This window comes from Roseomonas sp. TS2, assembly GCF_058833935.1.
Map to the genome: position 1 here is coordinate 1 of NZ_JCACVY010000079.1, position 18,543 is coordinate 18,543.

Genomic DNA, 18,543 nt, shown 5'->3' on the forward strand with positions numbered 1-18,543 from the left:
GGAGGACGGGATGCGCGTGGACCCCGCGCGCTTCACGCCGGCCCATGCGCTGCTGATCCGCCTCGCCGCGGAGCACCCGGCGGTGGACCGCATCTTCGTCAACCCGGCGATCAAGCAGGCGCTGTGCGAGGCCATGCCGGGCGCCGCCTGGCTGCGCCGCGTGCGGCCCTGGCGGGGTCATGATTCACACTTCCACATCCGGCTGCATTGCCCGGAAGGCCAGCCGGGCTGCCAGCCCCAGGCGCCGGTGCCGCCCGGCGACGGATGCGATTCCAGCCTGGCCTGGTGGTTCACGCCCGAGGCCCGCCAGCCCGCGCCGCGCCCCGGCAAGCCGGCGCCGCCACCCGCGCTGCCGGCCGCCTGCACCGACATCCTGGCTGCGCCTTAAATTTTGTAATCAACGGCTTGTGGCGCTTTCTTGATCCTGCCTCCCGGCAGGATCCGCGGCCTTGCCGGCAGCCTTGTCGCCGGCAGCCTGTCAGCAGCCGCGCAGGCGCAGGGCCAGCACCGGATCATCCGTGGCCATCGCATCCACGCCCAGGGCCAGGGCGCGCTCGATGCTGGCGGCATGGTTGGCGCCCCACACCCCCACCTTCAGCCCGGCCGCGCGCAGCTTGCGCATCAGCCCGTCATCGAGGGCGGCGACATGCGTCTCCACCATGTCGAACCCGTAGGCGCGGGCGACGCCGATCACGCCCTCGGCGCCGATCTGCCGCAGCACGGCCGGCTCGAACAGCCAGATGACTCCCGCGAGCCCGCCAGCCTGCGTCGCCGCCGCCGCCAGCGTCGCCTCGAAGGCGATGATGCGGCTCTGCGGGCGGATGCCGGCGGCATCCAGAACAGCGAGGGTGCGGGGCAGCAGGGCCGGGTCCGGCGCCACGCCGGGGGCCGTCTTCAGCTCCACCTGGAGTTGCATCGAACGGTCCCGGAACAGCGCCGCCACATCGGCCAGCAACGGCACGCGGGCACCCCCCGCCCCGGCCCCGCGCAGCCGCGTCGCGGCCAGATCCGCCGCCGGGCGTGCCGCCACGGGGCCGTCGCCCTCCGTGGTGCGGTTCAGCGTCGCGTCGTGGATCACCACCGGCACGCCGTCGGCCGAGAGGTGCACGTCGCACTCCGCCTGCTCCACAGCCAGGGAGAGGGTGTTGCGGAAGGCTTCGAGGCTGTTCTCGGGCCAGAGGAAGGCGCCGCCGCGATGGCTGACGATGGCGGTGCCGGCGCCGGCCGGAGCGGCCGTTCGGGGGGCGGGTTCGGTCATGGCTACGCTTCTCTGCCGCAGCATGGCTTCTGGCGCAACGGTGTGCAGCCTTGTATCATTGGTTGAAGCTCTCCGGGAGGTCGTGACATGCCCCTGCTGTTGGTTGCCCACGATCAGTCGCCCGATGGCGCCCTCGCGCTGGAGGACGCCGTATGGCAACTGGCGGAGTCGCACCTCGCCCTTCCTGGCTCGCTCCTGGTGGAAAGCGCGGTTTCGGCGCGCTACCTGGTGGAGCATCTGAAGGGTGCGATGCGCCGGGCGGGCCTGGATGGCGCCCTGCTCGTCGCGCCGGTCACCAGCGCCAACTGGGATGGCCTCTCAGCGGAGGCCGGCGAGTGGCTGCGCACCAGGCTGGCTTGAAGCCGCGCGCGGCCGGGCCGGCCATGCTCGCGCGCCGCGCCCCGCGCCGCCGTCCGTTCCGCCCCGCGATGGCCGCGCTGGGCCTGGCGCTTTCCCTCTGCACGCCCGCCCTGTGCACGCCCCCGCTGGCGGCCGAACCGCAGGAGACCATCACCCTGAAGGTGGTGGGCGGCCTGGCCGGCGTGTCGCAGTACACCCGGTACGAGGAGCCGTTCTGGCGCCACCGCGTCACGGAACTGACCAAGGGCCGCGTCACGGCCGAGATCACACCGTTCGACCGCGCCGGCTTCCGCGCCGAGGAGGTGCTGCCGCTGATGCGGCTCGGCGTCGTTCCCTTCGGCACCGCGCTCGTCGCCGTCGTCTCCAGCGAGGAGCCGGAGTTCAACGCGGTCGACCTGCCGGCGCTCAACCCGGATATCGGCCGGCTGCGCGAGACGGTGCGCCTCTACCGCCCGCACCTGCGCGACATCCTGCAGGAGCGCTACGGGGTCGAGCTGCTCTCGATCTACACCTACCCCGCGCAGGTCACCTGGTGCACGCGGCCCTTCAACGGCCTCAGCGATCTCTCCGGGCGGCGGGTGCGGACCTCCTCGGTGGGGCAGGCGGAGATGTTCGAGGCGCTCGGCGCCACCTCCGTGGTGATCCCCTTCGCCGACACCGTGGCGGCGCTGCGGGCGGGCGTCGTGGAATGCGCCGTCACCGGCACCCTCTCCGGCTACACCGTCGGGCTGCACGAGGTGACGAGCCATGTGCACAGCATGGCGCTGACCTGGGGCGTCTCGATGTTCGGCGCCAACAAGGCGACCTGGGACTCGCTGCCGGCCGATCTGCGGGAGACCATCCGGCAGGGGCTGGCGGAACTGGAGACCTCCATCTGGGACGCCGCCGCGCAGCAGACGGGCGAGGGCCTCGACTGCAGCGCCGGCCGGCCCGGCTGCACCACCGGGCGGCCCGGCCGCATGACGGTGGTGCCGGTGACGCCGGCCGACCAGCAGCGCCGCCGCCAGCTGCTGATCGAGACGGTGCTGCCCCGCTGGATCGACCGCTGCGGCGAAAGCTGCTCCAGTGCCTGGAATACCTATCTGGGGCCCTCGCTGGGCATCCTGACCCGGCCCGACTGACATGCTGCAATTCCGACGGATCCGGCTGGCCATTCTGCTGGCCGCGGTTGCCCTGCTGCTTGCGCAGTGGTTCGCCACGGCCATGCTGATCGGCCGCTCCCGCGAGGCGGCCATCGGCGTGGCCAGCGACACCGTCCAGCGCGTGGCGCGCGCCGTCGAGGCCTCGCTGAACCGCAACTTCGTGCAGGTGGACGCGGTGCTGGCGGGGCTGCCCGCCATCATCACGCCGCTCGCCACGAATGGCGGCCTGGACAGCGCCCTGCTCGACCGCATCCTGCGCGAGCTGAACAACCAGAACTTCACCTTCCGCGACATCCTGCTGGTGCGGCCGGACGGGGTGCCGCTGGCCACCGGCCTCGCCGTCTCGCGCCGCCGCCCGCTGCCGCTGGCACTGGACAAGAGCTTCTTCGAAAGCGCGCCGCGCCCGGGCGCCGTGCTGATCGGCGGGCCGTTCCGCAACCCCGCCACCGGGGAGTGGTCGCTCTTCATGGCGCGCCGGGTCGCGCTGCCGGGCCATGGGCTGCTGCTGGCCGTGGCGGAGATGCCGGTGCCGGTGCTCGGCACGCTGCTGGCCGTAGGCGGCGAAGGGGCGGGTCTGCGCATCACGCTGGAGCGCGACGACGGCACGCTGCTGGCCAGCCTGCCGCATGACGAGACGCGCATCGGCACGCGGCTCAGCCCTGGCGCGGCGCAGCGGCTGCAGGAAGCCACCGGCACCGCGGCCACCGAGATGAACAGCCGCTTCGAGAATGGGCGCGTCATCTCGGCGGTGCGGCCGCTGCTCTACCCTGCCCTGTCGCTCTCGGCGAGCATGAAGCTCTCCGCCGCCCTGGCCGAGTGGGAGAAGGAACGCTTCCGCGCGATGGTGATCTCCCTCGGCTTCGCCGCCCTTGTGGCAGCGCTTGGGGGCGCGCTGGCGATGGCGATGCGGCAGCGCGAGAAGGTGGAGGCCGAGCGCATCCGCTGGCGCGCCACGCTGGAGAATGCGCTGGACTCCATGACGGACGGCTTCGTCATGTGGGACGCGAACGACCGGCTCATCGCCTGTAATGCGCGCTACAAGGATTTCTACCGCGTCAGCGCGCCCTTCATCGAGCCCGGCGCGCATTTCGAGGACATCATGCGGGAGGGCTTCCTGCGCGGCCAGTACCCGCAGGCGGGCGACGACCTGCAGGCCTTCCTGGCCGAGATGCGCCGCTGGCACCGCGGCAACAACCCGCCGATGGAGCGGCTGCTGCCCGACGGGCGCTGGGTGCTGATCACCGAGCGGGCGACGCCGGGCGGCGGCACGGTGGGCATCCGCACCGACATCACCGAGCTGAAGCAGGCGATGGAGGAGCTGGCCACCGCGCGCGACGCCGCCGCCGCCGCCGGCGAGGCCAAGAGCCAGTTCCTGGCGCGGATGAGCCATGAGCTGCGCACGCCGCTGAACGGCATCCTGGGCTTCGCCCAGGTGCTGCTGAACGACCCGCGCCTGGCCGCCGACCAGCGCGACCAGCTGCGCACCCTGCACGAGGCCGCGCGCCACCTGCTGGAGCTGGTGAACGGGCTGCTCGACCTCTCCAAGATCGCCGCCGGCCGGCTGGAGCTGCACCCCACCCCCACCGAGCTGATGCCGCTGCTGGAGCGCAGCGCCGCGCTGCTGACGCCGGAGGTGCAGCGGAAATCGCTGCGCTTCGCGCTGGAGCTGGCGCCAGGCACGCCCGCCAGCGTGCTGGTGGACGCCATGCGGCTGCGCCAGCTGATCCTGAACCTGCTTTCCAACGCGGTGAAGTTCACGCCCTCCGGCGGCCGGGTGACGCTGCGGGCGCGGTCCCTCCCCGGCGCGGACGGCATCCGCCTCGAGGTGGAGGATACCGGCCCCGGCGTGCCGCCCGAGCAGCAGCACCTGCTGTTCCGCGATTTCGTGCAGCTCGCCAGCCCCGGCGCGCAGACGCCGGAAGGTGGCGTCGGCACCGGGCTGGGCCTGGCGATCGCGGCGCAGCTGGCGGAGCTGATGGGCGGCCGCATCGGCTGCGATAGCCCGCCGGGCCAGGGCGCCACCTTCTGGGTGGAGTTGCCGCTGCCCACCGCCCTGCCCGCGCCCGCCCACTCTCCGCCCGGCAATGCCGGGCCGGCGCCGGCCGAGTCCGACACCGCCAGCCGGATGCCGCTGCAGGTGCTGGTGGCGGACGACGTGCCGGCAAACCGGCTGGTGGCCCGCGCCATGCTCACCAGTGCCGGGCACCACGTCACCTGCGTCGAGGATGGCGCGGTGGCGCTGTCGGCCGTGCAGCAGGGCGAGTTCGACCTGGTGCTGATGGACCTGCAGATGCCGGTGATGGACGGGCTGGAGGCCACCCGCCGCATCCGCGCCCTGCCGCCGCCGCGCGGCCGCGTGCCGGTGATCGCCGTCACCGCCTCGGCGATGCCGGAGCAGGTGGAGGCCTGCCGCGCCGCCGGCATGGATGGCCATCTGGCCAAGCCGATCGACCGCGAGACGCTGCTGCGCCTGGTGCAGCAATACGCCGACGACCGGCGCACCCGCCCCGGCGCCACGCCGCAGGTGGACGGGGCGCTGGAGCAGGCCGTGCTGGTCGACACCTCCGCCTGCGCCGCACTGGCCGCGGATCTCGGCCCGGCGGCGAGCGCCGTGCTGTGGGAGTTCGTGGCCGAGCTGGGGCGCGGCCAGGAAAGCGTGGCGACGCTGCTGCACACGCTGGACGTGAGCGAGATCCGCCCCACCGCGCACCGCCTGCTGGGCGTTGCCCGCACCATCGGGGCGCGGCGCCTGTCGCGGGCGCTGGAGGATCTGCAGCGCGCCGTGGCGCAGTCCGGTTCCCTCAACGAGCCGCTGGCCCGGGTGCAGGCCACGCTGGACGCCACGGTGCCGGCGCTGCGCGGCTGGGTGACCCAGCAATTCGGCCACCCCATGGTCGAGCCCGCCGCGGAGGGCTGAGCGCTCCGCCGGCGGCGGCGTTCAGCCCAGGGTGGCCAGGCGCTCCCCGAGCAGGGCGAAGAAGGCGTCGGCGTCCAGCCGCTCCAGCAGCCGGGCATTGGCCGGGGCCGGGCCGCGCTGCCAGCGGTCGATGCGGGTGCGGCCACGGTCCGGCCCTTCCAGCACCACGGCGGCGGAGACGGGGCGGTGCGTGAACAGCGCCGGCGCCACCAGCCAGGCCACGGCGCAGGGGTCGTGCAGCGGCGCGCCGCGCCCGTCGAACCGGCGGGAGGGCGGCAGGGCGGCGAGGATGTCGGCCGCCGCCCGCAGGCAGCGGCCGCCGCCCCGGGCGCGCAGGGCGGCGACGCGCGCCGGCGTCACCAGCGCCTGGGCGGTGAGGTCCAGCGTGGCCAGCGTGACGGGCCGGCCGCAGCCGAGCAGCACGGCCAGCGCCTCGGGGTCCATGGCGGCGTTGAACTCGGCGGCGGGGGTCCAGTTCCCCTCGCCCACCGCGCCGGTCATCAGCACGATCTCCGCCACCCGCCCGGCCAGCGCCGGCTCGGTGGCCAGGGCCAGCGCCAGGTTGGTGGCCGGCCCCAGCCCCACCAGCGTGACGCTCTCCGGCGGCGCCGCGCGCAGCCTCTCGCGCAGCACGTCGGCGGCGAGGCCGGGGGCGGCGGCCGGCCCCTCGGGCAGCACCACGCCGCCCAGCCCGTCCTCGCCATGCACCTGGGTTTCCGAGCGGAAGGCGCCGACCAGCGGCCGGTCGGCGCCGCCCACCACTGGCACGGCGCTTCCCCGCGCACCGGCCAGCCCCAGCACGGCGCGGGCGTTGGGCAGGGTCTTCTCCAGCCCCACATTGCCGCCCGCCACGGTGACGAGCCGCAGGTCGATCTCCGGCGACGCAAGCGCCAGCCAGAGCGCGATGGCGTCATCCGTGCCGGGGTCGCAATCCAGCAGGATGGTGCGCGGTGCGGCGGTCATGCGGGCAGCTCCGTCTCGACGATGCTGGCCAGGAAGGCGGCACCGGCGGCCAGGGCATCGTCGTTGAAGTCGAAATGCGGGTTGTGGTGGTAGCCCTCGGGGTGGGCGGGCGCGCCGGTGCCGAGCCAGGCATAGGCGCCGGGCCGGACCTCCAGCATGGCGGAGAAATCCTCGCCGGCGGTGATGGCCGGGTAGTCGTCCAGCGCGGCGGCCGCACCCACCGTGGCGATGGCGGCGCGGTGCATCAGCGCCGCCTGCGCCGGATGGTTCACCGTCGGGCCCAGGCGGCGGGTGTAGGCATACTCCACCGCCACCCCGTGCGTGGCCGCCATGCCGCGCGCGATGCCGCCGATGCGGCGCTCCAGCAGGTCGCGGTTGGCGGCGGTGAGGGCGCGGGCGGTGCCGCGCAGGCGCACCTCGGCCGGGATGACGTTCGGCGCCTCCGGGTGGCCCGCCGCCATGTGGCCGACGCTGACCACCCCCACCCCCATCGGGTCCAGCTCGCGCGCCACGATGGAATGCAGGGCGGCGACGAACTGCGCCGCCGCCAGCGTGGCGTCGGTGCCCAGATGCGGCTTGGCGCCATGGGTGCCGCGGCCACGGAACACGGCTTCCCAGGTGTCGGAGGAGGCCAGCACCGGCCCCTTCGGCACGGCGACATGGCCGAGTGGCAGGCCCGGCAGGTTGTGCAGCGCATAGACCGCGTCGGCCGGGAAGCGCGTGAACAGCCCCTCCGCCACCATGCGCTGGCCGCCGCCCCGCGATTCCTCGGCCGGCTGGAACACCAGGTGCACCGTGCCGGCGAAGCGGTGCCGGTTGGCCGCCAGCCACTTCGCGGCGCCGAGCAGCATGGCGGTATGGCCGTCATGGCCGCAGGCGTGCATCCGGCCGGGCACGGTGGAGGCATAGGGCGCCCCGGTGGCCTCGGTCATGGCCAGCGCGTCCATGTCGGCCCGCAGCGCGATGGCGCGGTTGCCGCCCCTGCCGCCCTCCGCGCCGCCGCCCTGGCCACGCAGCGTGCCGACCACGCCGGTGCCGGCCAGCCCTTCCGCCGTCTCGATGCCGGCGGCGCGCAGCTCGGCGGCGACGAAGGCGGCGGTGCGGTGCTCCTCGAAGCCCAGCTCCGGATGGGCGTGCAGGTCGCGGCGCCAGGCGGTCATGGCGGGGGCGAGCGGGGCGAGGTCCTCGGGCGTGGGCATGCGGCTCCTGCGGGCTGCGGCGGAATGGGCCGGCCACCATGCCACCGGCCGCCGCGCCCGGCCACACCGCCCCCCCGGCATTGCTCCGGAGAGGGGAATGCGGCAAGCAAGCGGTTTCGGCCGATGGGGTGCCCTCGCCGCCGACTCTCTCATATGATAAGATGACGTCCTGGCCGGAACGGCCGGAGGAGGAGGCCATCATCATGGACGGACGCAGCGAGGCTGAAGCCACGCCTGGGATCGAGCTGGCACCGCTCTCGCCGCCGGCCAACCTGACGGCGGAGCTCGTCCGCCGGCTGGCCGCCGAGATCCGGGCCGGGCGGCTGCGCCCCGGCGACCGCCTCCCCACCGAGCAGGCGCTGATGCGGCAGGCCGGCGTCTCCCGCACCGTGGTGCGCGAGGCCGTGGCCGCGCTGCGCGCCGAGGGGCTGGTCCTGACGCGCCAGGGCGTCGGCGCTTTCGTGGCCGACCCGGCGGCGCGTGGCCAGGTCCGCATCGATCCGGGCGAGATGCGCTCTCTCAACGACGTTCTGCAAGTCATTGAACTGCGTATCGCCATTGAGACCGAGGCGGCCGGGCTGGCGGCCGAGAGGCGCGATCCGGCGGCGCTGGAGCGCATCACCCAGGCCGCCGCCGTGTTCGACCGGGCGGTGGATGCGGGCGAGAGCGCGGTGACGCAGGACCTGGAGTTCCACCGCGCCATCTTCGCCGCCACGGGCAACAGCTTCTTCCCGCGCTTCCTGGAGTTCCTGGGGCCCATGCTGATCCCGCGCCAGACGGTGCGGCCCTATATGGAGGAGCCCTCGGCGCGCACCGCCTATTTGGTGCGGGTGCGGGAGGAACATGCGCGAATCGCCGCTGCCATCGCCGCCGGCCAGGCGGCTGCCGCGCGTTCCGCCATGCGCCGCCACCTGACGGCAAGCCGCGACCGCTACGCCCGCCTGGCGGGACAGCTCGCCTTGTCCGAACGTGGCTGAGGGCATGCGCCCCGTCAGCAGCATGCGGGCAGGAAAGCTTCAGGAACAACGCGAAAGGCGGCCTTTCTGAGACCGCTGCGGAAGATCCGGGAAGGACTTCAGGAAGAAGAACACTTCCTGCCCCGCCTCCGCCCGGCTCCGCCACGCCGACGTCAGTGCCGCCGCGCCGACCTGCACCTCAGCCATCGGGACCAAGTGGCGGAAAATACGGCATTCGCTTGTTGACCAACGTATTGGAACCTTCGTAGAACACCCGAATGGTTGCCGCTTTGTTCGCGACACTGTTCTGGCTGCAGGGAGCCCTCCAATGCTGACGCGCAAGCAACACGAGTTGCTGATGTTCATCGACCGGCACCTGCGCAGCACCGGCTTCTCGCCCTCCTTCGAGGAGATGAAGGACGCGCTGAAGCTGCGCTCCAAATCCGGCATCCACCGCCTGATCACGGCGCTGGAGGAGCGCGGCTTCCTGCGCCGCCGCGCGCACCGGGCCCGCGCGCTGGAGGTGATCCGCCTGCCGGAAGGCGTGGCGCCCGCCCCCCTGCCGCCCATCCTCCAGCCGGAGGAGGCCGCGCCGCCCCGGCCGGGCTTCGCGGCCAATGTTATCCGCGGCAATTTCGCCTCCAACCTGGCCGGCGTGGCCAAGGGCGCGAACGAGGCGGCGGCGGTGAGCCTGCCGCTCTATGGCCGCATCGCCGCCGGCCAGCCGATCGAGGCGCTGCGCGACCAGGGCACCAATGTCGGCGTGCCGGCCGGGCTGCTGGGCAGCGGCGAGCACTATGCGCTGGAGGTGTCCGGCGATTCGATGATCGAGGCCGGCATCCTGGATGGCGACACGGTGATCATCCGCCGGGGCGATACCGCCGACAGCGGCGACGTGGTGGTGGCGCTGGTGGACGATGCGGAGGTGACGCTGAAGCGCCTGCGCCGCCGCAACAACTCCATCGCGCTGGAGGCCGCCAACCCGCGCTACGAGACCCGCATCTTCGGGCCGGACCGGGTGAAGGTGCAGGGCCGGCTGGTGGGGCTGCTGCGCCGCTACTGAGGCGGCGCTACGGCGCGGCTGCGCGCGGACGGGGCGGCGGCGGCACCCAGGGCCGCGCCCCCCGCCAGGCGCGGTCCGAGACCACCCGCGGCGCCCCGCCCGGCCGCAGCCAGACGGCATGCGGCCCATCCCGCCAGACGCTGAAGCGGTCCACCCAGGGCGTGCCCGGGCAGCGGCCGCGGATCGGCTCCGCCGCCACCAGCAGCGCGGCGCCCGTGGCGCAATGCGGCGCGGCCAGCAGCGGCGGCGCCGTCTCGTTCCGGCGCGGCTTCGGCGCGCGCAACAGCAGGGCCACGGGCCCCTCCGGATAGGGTTGGAAGCGGCAGGCCTGCGGCGTGCAGTCCAGCCCGGGGGTGGCGGCCTCGCCATCGCGCAGGGTGTCCGCCTCATCCTCCCCCCAGCCGCGCAGCCAGGCATCCCGCACGAAGGTCGAGCCGCCGCTGGCCTTCTGCACCACCACCCCCGCCGGGGTCCGCAGCGCGATCAGCTTCGCGTCGGCCGAGACCAGCAGGTCCGGCGGCGTGACGAAGGCGCCGCTGGCCAGCCCCGCCGCCAGCATGGGCAGGCCCAGCAGCCGCCACCGCGCGCGCCACAGGCACAGCCAGACCAGCCCTGCGGAAGCGAGCAGCAGCCCCCAGCCCGGCATCGGCGTGGCCTGGAGCGCGGCGCCGGGCCAGGCGGCCACGCCGCGCGCCACCAGCAGCACCGCCTCCACCCCCCAGCCCATCGGCGCCAGCGCCCAGGCTTCCAGGCCCAGCGGCATCAGCAGAAGCGCCACCAGCCCCGCCGGCATCACCAGGAAGGAAGTGAGCGGCACCGCCACCATGTTGGCCACCACGCCATAGAGCTGCAGCCGGCCGAAATGGTGCAGGCCATAGGGGCTGGTGGCGATGCCGGCCAGCAGCGAGGTGGCCAGCATGCCCAGCAGCAGCACCGCCGGCCGCCGCCACCAGCCGGGCGCGGCACGCAGGCGCGCCAGCCAGGGCGCCATCGCCTCAGCCCCGGCGATGAGCACCAGCACGGCGGCGAAGCTCATCTGGAAGGAGGGGCCGAGCAGCGAGGCCGGGTTGAAGGCCAGCACCACCGCCACCGCCACCGCCAGCGCCCGCAGCGAGAGCGCCCGCCGGCCCACCAGCAGGCCCAGCGTCACCAGCGCGGCCATGGCGAAGCTGCGCTGCATCGGCACCTGCGCCCCGGTCAGCAGCAGGTAGGCGCCACCGAGCGCCAGGCTGCCGGGTGCGGCGATCCGCGTGCCCTCCACCCGCAGCGCCAGCCAGGGCCACAGCGCCACGCCAAAGCGCAGCACGCCAAAGCCGAGCCCCATGACGATGGCGATGTGCAGGCCCGAGACGGAGAGCAGGTGCGCCAGCCCGGAATCGCGCATCGCCACGATGTCGGCGGGGGGGATGGCGCTCTGCCCACCGGTCAGCAGCGCGGCGGAAATGGCCCCGGCTCCGCCCGGCAGCGCCGCCATCACCCGCTGCTCGATCCCGGCGCGCAGCGCGGCGAAAGGCTGCGGCGCCCCGGATTCCGCCAGCCTTTCGGCCGGGCCGAGGGCGAAGCCGGAGCCGCCCTGCCCCTTGAAGAAGGCCTCCCGCTGGAAATCCCAGGCGCCGGGATAGGCTGGGGCGGAGGGCGCACGCAGCAGCGCGCGCAGGCGGATGCGGTCGCCGGGGATGGGGCGCAGCGGATCATTCGCCCGCAGCCGCACGCGCAGCCAGCGCGGCAGGGGCTCGGCGCCATCCAGGCGCGGCGCCGCCAGGGTCACGCGCAGGCCCTGCGGCAGGGCCTCCACGGCATCCACCTGGCCTTCCAGGATGACGGCGCGGGAAGGCAGATCCAGCGGCGGCGGCAGGCGCCCGGCATGCCAGAGCGGCAGCGCGAAGCCCAGCGCCGCCATGCCCGCCAGCGCCACCGGCCAGGCCGCCATCCGCCGGCCGCGCCAGCCCAGCAGCACCGCCAGCAGCAGCAGCGGCCAGGGCAGCCAGAGCCAGCCCCGCCCCGGCTCCGCCCGCCCGGCGAAATAGGCCAGCACCCCGGCGCCCAGCGCCACCGGCAGCCACAGCGGCAGGCGCTGCCATTCCGGCGCCAGCAGGGCCTCGAGACGGGCCGCCAGCAAGGCTCCCCGACGCCAGGAGGCGGCAAAGCCGCGCAGCACCGGCATGGAGGCGATCAAGACGGTCACGGTTTATCAACCATTGCGCGCACTCTACAGCAGCGCCCGGCGGTGGTAGAAGCGTCGGCTCGAAGGAATTGGCCGAGCAATGACCGTACGCACCCGTTTCGCCCCCTCCCCGACCGGGTATCTGCACATCGGGGGGGCGCGCACCGCCCTCTTCAACTTCCTCTTCGCGCGCCACCATGGCGGGCAGTACCTGCTGCGCATCGAGGACACCGACCGCGCCCGCTCCACGCCGGAAGCGGTGCGGCAGATCCTGGACAGCCTGGAATGGCTCGGCCTCAGCCCGGACGAGCCGCCGGTGATGCAGACCGCGCAGGAAGCCCGCCACGCCGAGGTGGCCCGCCAGCTGCTGGCCGAAGGCAAGGCCTACCAGTGCTTCTGCACGCCGGAAGAGTTGGCGGAGATGCGCGAGACGGCCATGAAGGAAGGCCGCCCGCCGCGCTACGATGGCCGCTGGCGCGACCGCGACCCGGCCGAGGCGCCGGCGGGCGTGAAGCCCGTCATCCGCATCAAGGCCCCGCGCGAGGGCGAGACGGTGATCCATGACCTCGTCCAGGGCGAGGTGCGGGTGCAGAACACCGAGCTGGACGACATGATCATCCTGCGCTCGGACGGCACGCCCACCTACCTGCACGCCGTGGTGGTGGACGACCACGACATGGCCATCACCCATGTCATCCGCGGCGACGACCACCTGACCAACACCTTCCGCCAGGTGATGGTCTATGACGCGATGGGCTGGCACCGGCCGCGCTTCGCCCACATCCCGCTGATCCACGGCGCGGACGGCGCCAAGCTCTCCAAGCGCCACGGCGCGGTGGGCGCGCTGGAGTTCCGCGAGCAGGGTTTCCTGCCGGAGGCGGTGTGCAACTACCTCCTCCGCCTCGGCTGGGGCCATGGCGACGAGGAGTTCGTGCCGCGCGACCGCGCCATCGAACTGTTCGACCTGGACGGCGTCGGCCGCGCCGCCAGCCGTATGGACTACGCCAAGCTCACCCACCTGAACGCGCAGTACCTGCGCCAGAAGGACGCGGACGCGGTGACGGGCGAGGTGCTGGAGATCCTGCGCCGCAACGGCCCGCTGCCGCGCGGCGCCGCCACCACCATCCGCGCGCTGATGCCGGACATCCAGCCGCGCGCCCGCACGCTGGTGGAGGCGGCCGCCATGTGCGGCTTCGCCATCGCCAGCATCCCGCTCACCTTCGAGCCGAAGGCGCAGGCGCAGCTGAACGACGAGGCCAAGGCGCGGCTGCTCGACCTCGCCGAGTTCCTCTCCGAGGCACCCTGGGAGCGTGCCGATCTCGACAAGTGGCTGCGCGACTATGCCGAGGTGAAGGAGATGAAGCTCGGTGCCGTGGCGCAGCCGCTGCGCGCGGCGCTGACCGGCAGCACGCAGTCGCCGCCGATCGACGCGGTGCTGTTCGCGCTGGGGCGCGAGGAAGCGCTGGCGCGGATGCGCGCCGCCGCCGGCGCCTGAACCGGCGGGCCGGGCGGCGCGCCGCCCGGCCCTGCCCGCCTCACCCGAAGGCGGCGAACACCTTCCGGTCCCGGCTGTCCTGCATCAGCTTCGTGATGCTGGGCACCTTCTCGAAGCCGAGGCCGGTGGGCAGCCCGTCCGGCTCCTCCGGGGCGGCCACTTTGGCGTAGCTGTCGCCGCCCACCTTCTCCCACTTCCCCGCCGGCTTCTTGACCTCGAGGTTGACCACCGTCGCCTTGAACACCAGCCGCACGATCGCCTCCTTCGGCGCGCTCGGCTTGGCCAGGCTCGGATGGCCGCCGATCATCTCCCAGCCATTCTTCAGCGCCCAGGCCGTCAGCGCGTCCTTGTCCATCATCGGTGCATGCTCCTGTGCTGCGGGCGTTCATGCGCCGGAATGCGGTGGCGCGACAGGCATTTCGTGTCGCGCCGGCCCTTTCCCTCGGCGCCGCGCGGGTTCATGTAGCCGCTTTCGACAGGTGCGGACGGCCCCCCGCCGCCGCGCGCCGGGCAACCGGGAGTAGGACCGACGTGAACGACAGCCTTCTGAACCGCCTGCGGGCCATGCAGCCCGAGCTGGCCGCCATCCGGCAGGACATCCACGCCCATCCCGAGATCGGCATGGAGGAGAAGCGGACCGCGGCGCTGGTGGCGGAGAAGCTCCGGGGCTGGGGCCTCGAGGTCGCCGAGCAGGTCGGCCGCCACGGCGTGGTGGGCACGTTGAAGGGGCGCCTGCCCGGCCAGCACGCCATCGGCCTGCGTGCCGACATGGATGCGCTGATGATCCACGAGGCCACCGGCAAGCCCTACGCCTCGGTGAACGAGGGGCTGATGCATGCCTGCGGGCATGACGGCCACACCACCATGCTGCTCGGCGCGGCGAAGTACCTGTCCGAGAACCGCGACTTCGGCGGCACCGTGCAGTTCATCTTCCAGCCGGCCGAGGAAGGCCGCGGCGGCGCCAAGGCGATGCTGGCGGACGGGCTGTTCGAGCGCTTCCCCGTCGATGCCGTCTATGGGCTGCACAACATGCCGGAGATGCCGCTCGGGCAGTTCGGCATCCGCCCCGGCCCCTTCATGGCGGCGCCGGACCGCTGGGTGGTCACCTTCCGTGGCACGGGCGGGCATGGCGGCGCGGCGGCGCATCTCTCGACCGACGTCACGGTGCTGCAGGCGCAGTTCATCATGGCGCTGCAGACGGTGGTGAGCCGCAACGTGGCGGCGGTCGATTCCGCCGTCATCAGCGTCGGCGCCATCGCCGGCGGCTCCTTCGGCTCCACCAACGTGATGCCGGCCGAGATCCGCGTCGGCGGCACGGCGCGCTCCTTCACCCCCGCCGTGCGGGACACGATGGAGCGCCGCATGACCGAGCTGGCGCAGGGGCTGGCCGCCAGCTTCGGCTGCACGGCCGAGGTGGAGTACCGCCGCAACGGCACGCCGCTGGTGAACCATGCCGAGCAGACGGCGCTGGCCGCCAGCGCCGCCGCCAGCCTCGTCGGCGCCGGCATGGTGCAGGACGACGCGCCGCCCGTCACGGGGGGCGAGGATTTCGCCTACATGCTGGAGCGGAAGCCCGGCGCCTTCATCTTCATGGGCCAGGGCGCGGGCGGCGCCACCGCCGAGGGGCTGCACACGCCGACCTACGACTTCAACGACGACGCCATCCCCTACGGCGCCGGCTACTGGGTCAGCCTGGTGCAGCAGGAGCTGGGCGGCCGGAAGGGCTGAAAGAAGGCGGGGCCGGGCTTGGCGCCTGGCCCCGCCGGAGGCGTCAGCCGCGCGGCTTCACGTCCATGGCGCGCGTCATCTCGTCGGCGCGCGGCGTGTGCTGCAACGTGTCGCGCAGCGCCCACAGATTCACCTGGTGGTGCAGCGGGATATAGGCGAAGTCCTCCGCGATCAGCTTGGACATCTGCTGGAACAGCGCCTCGCGCTTCTCGTCGTCCACCGTCTCCAGCGCACGGGTCAGCAGCGCGTCGAATTCCTTGTTCGAATAGAGCGTGTGGTTGACCGAGCCCCAGCCCTTGCTGCGGTCGCGCGTGGCGAACTGGCCGCGCATGCCGGCCGAGGGCTCGCCCACCGAATTGGCCCAGCCGCTGAGCGCGATCGAATTGTCCTGCTGCGCCGTGCGGGAGAAGAAGACGGAGGAGGGCATGGTGTCCACCACCGGCTTGACGCCGATGCGCGCCCACATCTGGCCGATGGTCTGCGCGATGATGGAGTCGTTCACGTAGCGGTTGTTGGGCGCCAGCAGCGTGATCTGCAACCCGTCCGGGAAGCCCGCCTCGGCCAGCAGCCGCTTCGCGCGGGCGGGGTCGTAGGGCGGCGGCGCCACGTCCGGGGCGTAGCCGAAGGTGCCTTCCGGCATCATCTGCCCCGTCGGGTTGGCGGCGCCCGACATCACCCGGTCGGCGATGCCCTTGCGGTTGATGGCGATGGACAGCGCCTCGCGCACGCGGCGGTCGAGGAAGGGGTTCTTCTCCAGCTTCTCGCCGTTCGGTCCCGTGACATAGGGCGTCTGCTCGCGCATGTCGTAGCGCATCAGGATGCTGCGCAGGCTGTTGGCGCGGGAGATGTGGAGGCCGCTCTCCTTCTCCAGCCCGGCGACATCCTGCGTCGGCACGCTGTCGATCATGTCCACGTCGCCGGCACGCAGCGCGGCGACGCGCGCGCCATTGCTCGGGATCATGCGGTAGTCCACCCGCTCCCAGGTGGGGCGGCCGCCCCAGTAGGCATCGTTGCGCACGAACATGGCGCGGGTGCCGTGGTCGTAGCGCTCCAGCCGATAGGGGCCGGTGCCCATGGCGGCCTTGCCGCCGTTGAAGTCGGAGGTGGAGACCTCGTCGCCCAGGCCGCGCCAGATCACCGCCACCTGCGTCAGGTCGGTGGGCAGCAGCGGGTGCACCTTGTCGGTGTGCAGCCGCACCGTGTGCGGGTCCACCACCTCCACGCGCGTGATGCTGCGGGTGTAGATGGCGTAGGAGCCGGGGCTGTTCGCCACCTTCGGCACGCGGGCAAGGGTGTTCACCACATCCTCGGCGGTGAAGGGCTCGCCATTGTGCCAGGTCACGCCACGGCGCAGCTTCAGCTCCCAGGTGAGGTCGTCGATCGCCTTCCAGCTCTCGGCCAGGCCCGGCACGGGGCGGCTGTCCGGCGTGCGGTCGATCAAGCTCTCGAACACATGGTCGGCCAGCGCCGCGTTCGGCGTCAGCGTGTGGTAGTGCGGGTCGAAGGAGGTGGCGGGCGCGGCCACCGCCAGGCGCAGGGTCTGCGCCCCGGCCGGCATGGCGGCGGCGCCGAGGCCGAGGGAAACGAGGAGGGCGGCGGCGGCCCGTTCGGTGCGTCGCATCGTGAAAGCTCCCGTTCCGGCACCGGAGATCCCGGGCCGTTTGCAGCGGCCGTGTTGGCCATTCTTCTTGTCGTGCCGGACACTGGACCAGCCACGCGCCCGCCCTGTCAACGCCCATAAGCCCGTGCCCACGCTCGCGGGGCGGCGCCTGGAGGCCGACTGGACGGCAGGATGGAATGCCGCTTTCCTGCCCTGGATGAGCGGGAACGAAGCGGGATGGCCAGGATTCGAGGAGGGCCGCATGGCCGGACCTCCGGTGCCTGGGCCTTCGGCAGCCGGACCTTCGGCAGCCGGATTGGCCCCGGCGAGCTCACCTCCCCCGATTGCGCCGATTTTCCAGCGAGGTTGAAGCGATGCGGCTTGCCCTGATCCACGCCCTGCGGCATTCGCCGCCCCCCATCGAGGCGGCGCTGGCCCGGCTCTGGCCGGAGGCGCGGCCGATGAACCTGCTGGATGACAGCCTCTCCGCCGATCTGGCGCGCGACGGGGCGCTGACCCCGGACATGACCGAGCGCTTCCAGGCCCTGGCGGATTACGCGGTCGGCACCGGGGCGCGCGGCATCCTGTTCACCTGCTCCGCCTTCGGCCCCTGCATCGAGGCGGTGGCCGCGCGCCACGCCGCCCTGCCGGTGCTGAAGCCCAACGAGGCGATGATCGAGGAGGCGGCCGCCACGGGCCGGCGCATCGGCCTGCTCGCCACCTTCGCGCCGACGCTCGATTCCATGCCGCCCGAATTCCCGCCCGGCCTCGAGGTGGTGCCCTGCCTGGCCGAAGGCGCGCTGGCCGCGCTCGACGCGGGCGACACGGCGGCGCATGACCGGCTGGCCGCCGAGGCGGCGCGCAGCCTCGCGGGGTGCGATGCCATCGCGCTGGCACAGTTCAGCCTGGCGCGCGCCGCCCCTGCCGTGGCGGCGGCCACCGGCCTGCCGGTGCTGACCACGCCGGACAGCGCCGTGCGCAAGCTGCGCCGCCTGCTGGCTGCCTGAGAAGCCGGCCAGCGCCGGCGCCAACCGGCCGGTAAGGCGCGGCGTGGCAGGCTGCGGCCATGTCCGAGCCCGACCTGCCGCTGACCGCCCATCAACTGGAAGGCCATCCCCTGCCGCCGCTGCGCCCCGCCACCGTGCGGCGCGGCTGGATGGACGAATCGCCCGATGGCTTCGCCTATCGCTGCCTGCCGCTCACCGCCGCCAACGGCCATGGCTGGGAGGTGCAGGGCCAGACCGGCTTCGAGGCCTGGTGGAATGGCGGCGCGGCGCCGGAGGATGTGGTGATCCGGGTGCTGAAGCCGGGCGGGCTGGCGCCGGCCAGCCATTTCGGCCTCGGCGTGCTGACCTTCCCGCTGCCCATGCTGCTGCGCACCGCGCCGGGGCAGGTGCTGTGGGTGAGCGGGCCGCCCAATGCGCCGAAGGATGGCATCGCCCCCCTCACCGGCCTCGTCGAGACCGACTGGGCACCGATGAGCTTCACCATGAACTGGCGCTTCACCCGCCCGGACCATGTGGTGCGCTTCCGCCCCGGGGAGCCGGTGGCCTTCTTCTTCCCGCTGCCGCGGGACCTGCTGGCCCGCACCCGCCCCGAAACCCGGCCGCTGGCCGACAACCCGGCGCTGGCCGCCGCCCATGCCGCCTGGAGCGAGGGCCGTGGCCGCTTCAACGCCGCGCTGAAGCAGCCGGACAG

Annotated in this window: 16 protein-coding genes; 10 read left to right on the plus strand and 6 right to left on the minus strand. The window is 73.3% G+C overall.

Annotated elements, in window-relative coordinates; translation table 11 throughout:
- Positions 1–388, plus strand: a 388-nt coding sequence (locus ACZJYS_RS13690; protein ID WP_493178960.1) for a penicillin-insensitive murein endopeptidase, incomplete at its 5' end; no start/stop codon positions are given.
- Positions 389–478: 90 nt separating this feature from the next.
- On the opposite strand, the gene ACZJYS_RS13695 is transcribed toward ACZJYS_RS13690, so the two are convergent.
- Positions 479–1,258 (minus strand): glycerophosphodiester phosphodiesterase, encoded by a 780-nt coding sequence (locus tag ACZJYS_RS13695; RefSeq protein WP_493178962.1) that lies wholly within the window; start codon positions 1,256–1,258, stop codon positions 479–481.
- An 87-nt stretch (positions 1,259–1,345) separates the two neighbouring features.
- Here ACZJYS_RS13695 and ACZJYS_RS13700 point away from each other — a divergent pair, with 87 nt between their 5' ends.
- Genes ACZJYS_RS13700 through ACZJYS_RS13710 form a run of 3 tightly spaced genes read left to right on the plus strand, consistent with a single transcriptional unit; the run spans position 1,346 to position 5,677 of the window.
- Positions 1,346–1,618: a hypothetical protein gene (locus ACZJYS_RS13700; RefSeq protein ID WP_109517699.1), complete on the plus strand. Its 273-nt coding sequence runs from the start codon at positions 1,346–1,348 to the stop codon at positions 1,616–1,618.
- A 23-nt stretch (positions 1,619–1,641) separates the two neighbouring features.
- Positions 1,642–2,739: a TRAP transporter substrate-binding protein gene (locus ACZJYS_RS13705; protein ID WP_109517763.1), complete on the plus strand. Its 1,098-nt coding sequence runs from the start codon at positions 1,642–1,644 to the stop codon at positions 2,737–2,739.
- Position 2,740: 1 nt separating this feature from the next.
- Positions 2,741–5,677, plus strand: coding sequence for an ATP-binding protein (locus tag ACZJYS_RS13710; protein WP_493178965.1), 2,937 nt, complete (start codon positions 2,741–2,743; stop codon positions 5,675–5,677).
- Between the two features lie 21 nt (positions 5,678–5,698).
- Here ACZJYS_RS13710 and ACZJYS_RS13715 read toward each other — a convergent pair whose 3' ends face one another.
- Complete coding sequence (locus ACZJYS_RS13715; protein ID WP_493178968.1) at positions 5,699–6,640, minus strand: nucleoside hydrolase; 942 nt, start codon at positions 6,638–6,640, stop codon at positions 5,699–5,701.
- Entirely contained in the window at positions 6,637–7,839 is a 1,203-nt protein-coding gene (locus ACZJYS_RS13720; protein WP_493178970.1) for an amidohydrolase, read from the minus strand. Before ACZJYS_RS13720 ends, ACZJYS_RS13715 begins: the two co-directional genes overlap by 4 nt.
- A 203-nt stretch (positions 7,840–8,042) precedes the next feature.
- Here ACZJYS_RS13720 and ACZJYS_RS13725 point away from each other — a divergent pair, with 203 nt between their 5' ends.
- Positions 8,043–8,816, plus strand: coding sequence for a FadR/GntR family transcriptional regulator (locus ACZJYS_RS13725; protein WP_109517761.1), 774 nt, complete (start codon positions 8,043–8,045; stop codon positions 8,814–8,816).
- Between the two features lie 307 nt (positions 8,817–9,123).
- The gene (locus tag ACZJYS_RS13730) at positions 9,124–9,858 is read left to right on the plus strand and encodes a LexA family protein (protein WP_109517696.1); all 735 of its coding nucleotides are present in this window, start codon (positions 9,124–9,126) and stop codon (positions 9,856–9,858) included.
- A gap of 7 nt (positions 9,859–9,865) precedes the next feature.
- Here the strand turns inward: ACZJYS_RS13730 and ACZJYS_RS13735 are convergent, their stop codons facing one another.
- The gene (locus tag ACZJYS_RS13735; protein ID WP_493178973.1) at positions 9,866–12,043 is read right to left on the minus strand and encodes a ComEC/Rec2 family competence protein; all 2,178 of its coding nucleotides are present in this window, start codon (positions 12,041–12,043) and stop codon (positions 9,866–9,868) included.
- Positions 12,044–12,122: 79 nt separating this feature from the next.
- Here ACZJYS_RS13735 and gltX point away from each other — a divergent pair, with 79 nt between their 5' ends.
- The gene (gltX, locus tag ACZJYS_RS13740) at positions 12,123–13,517 is read left to right on the plus strand and encodes a glutamate--tRNA ligase (RefSeq protein ID WP_493178975.1); all 1,395 of its coding nucleotides are present in this window, start codon (positions 12,123–12,125) and stop codon (positions 13,515–13,517) included.
- A gap of 40 nt (positions 13,518–13,557) precedes the next feature.
- On the opposite strand, the gene ACZJYS_RS13745 is transcribed toward gltX, so the two are convergent.
- Positions 13,558–13,875 (minus strand): hypothetical protein, encoded by a 318-nt coding sequence (locus ACZJYS_RS13745; protein WP_493178977.1) that lies wholly within the window; start codon positions 13,873–13,875, stop codon positions 13,558–13,560.
- Positions 13,876–14,048: 173 nt separating this feature from the next.
- Here ACZJYS_RS13745 and ACZJYS_RS13750 point away from each other — a divergent pair, with 173 nt between their 5' ends.
- Positions 14,049–15,245, plus strand: coding sequence for a M20 aminoacylase family protein (locus ACZJYS_RS13750; RefSeq protein ID WP_109517694.1), 1,197 nt, complete (start codon positions 14,049–14,051; stop codon positions 15,243–15,245).
- A gap of 43 nt (positions 15,246–15,288) precedes the next feature.
- Here ACZJYS_RS13750 and ACZJYS_RS13755 read toward each other — a convergent pair whose 3' ends face one another.
- A complete protein-coding gene (locus ACZJYS_RS13755; RefSeq protein ID WP_109517693.1) occupies positions 15,289–16,866 on the minus strand; it encodes an ABC transporter substrate-binding protein in 1,578 nt (525 codons plus the stop codon).
- A gap of 353 nt (positions 16,867–17,219) precedes the next feature.
- Between ACZJYS_RS13755 and ACZJYS_RS13760 the strand changes: the two genes are divergently transcribed.
- A complete protein-coding gene (locus ACZJYS_RS13760) occupies positions 17,220–17,852 on the plus strand; it encodes an arylsulfatase (protein WP_493178982.1) in 633 nt (210 codons plus the stop codon).
- A 59-nt stretch (positions 17,853–17,911) separates the two neighbouring features.
- Positions 17,912–18,543, plus strand: a 632-nt coding sequence (locus tag ACZJYS_RS13765) for a DUF6065 family protein (RefSeq protein ID WP_493178983.1), incomplete at its 3' end; no start/stop codon positions are given.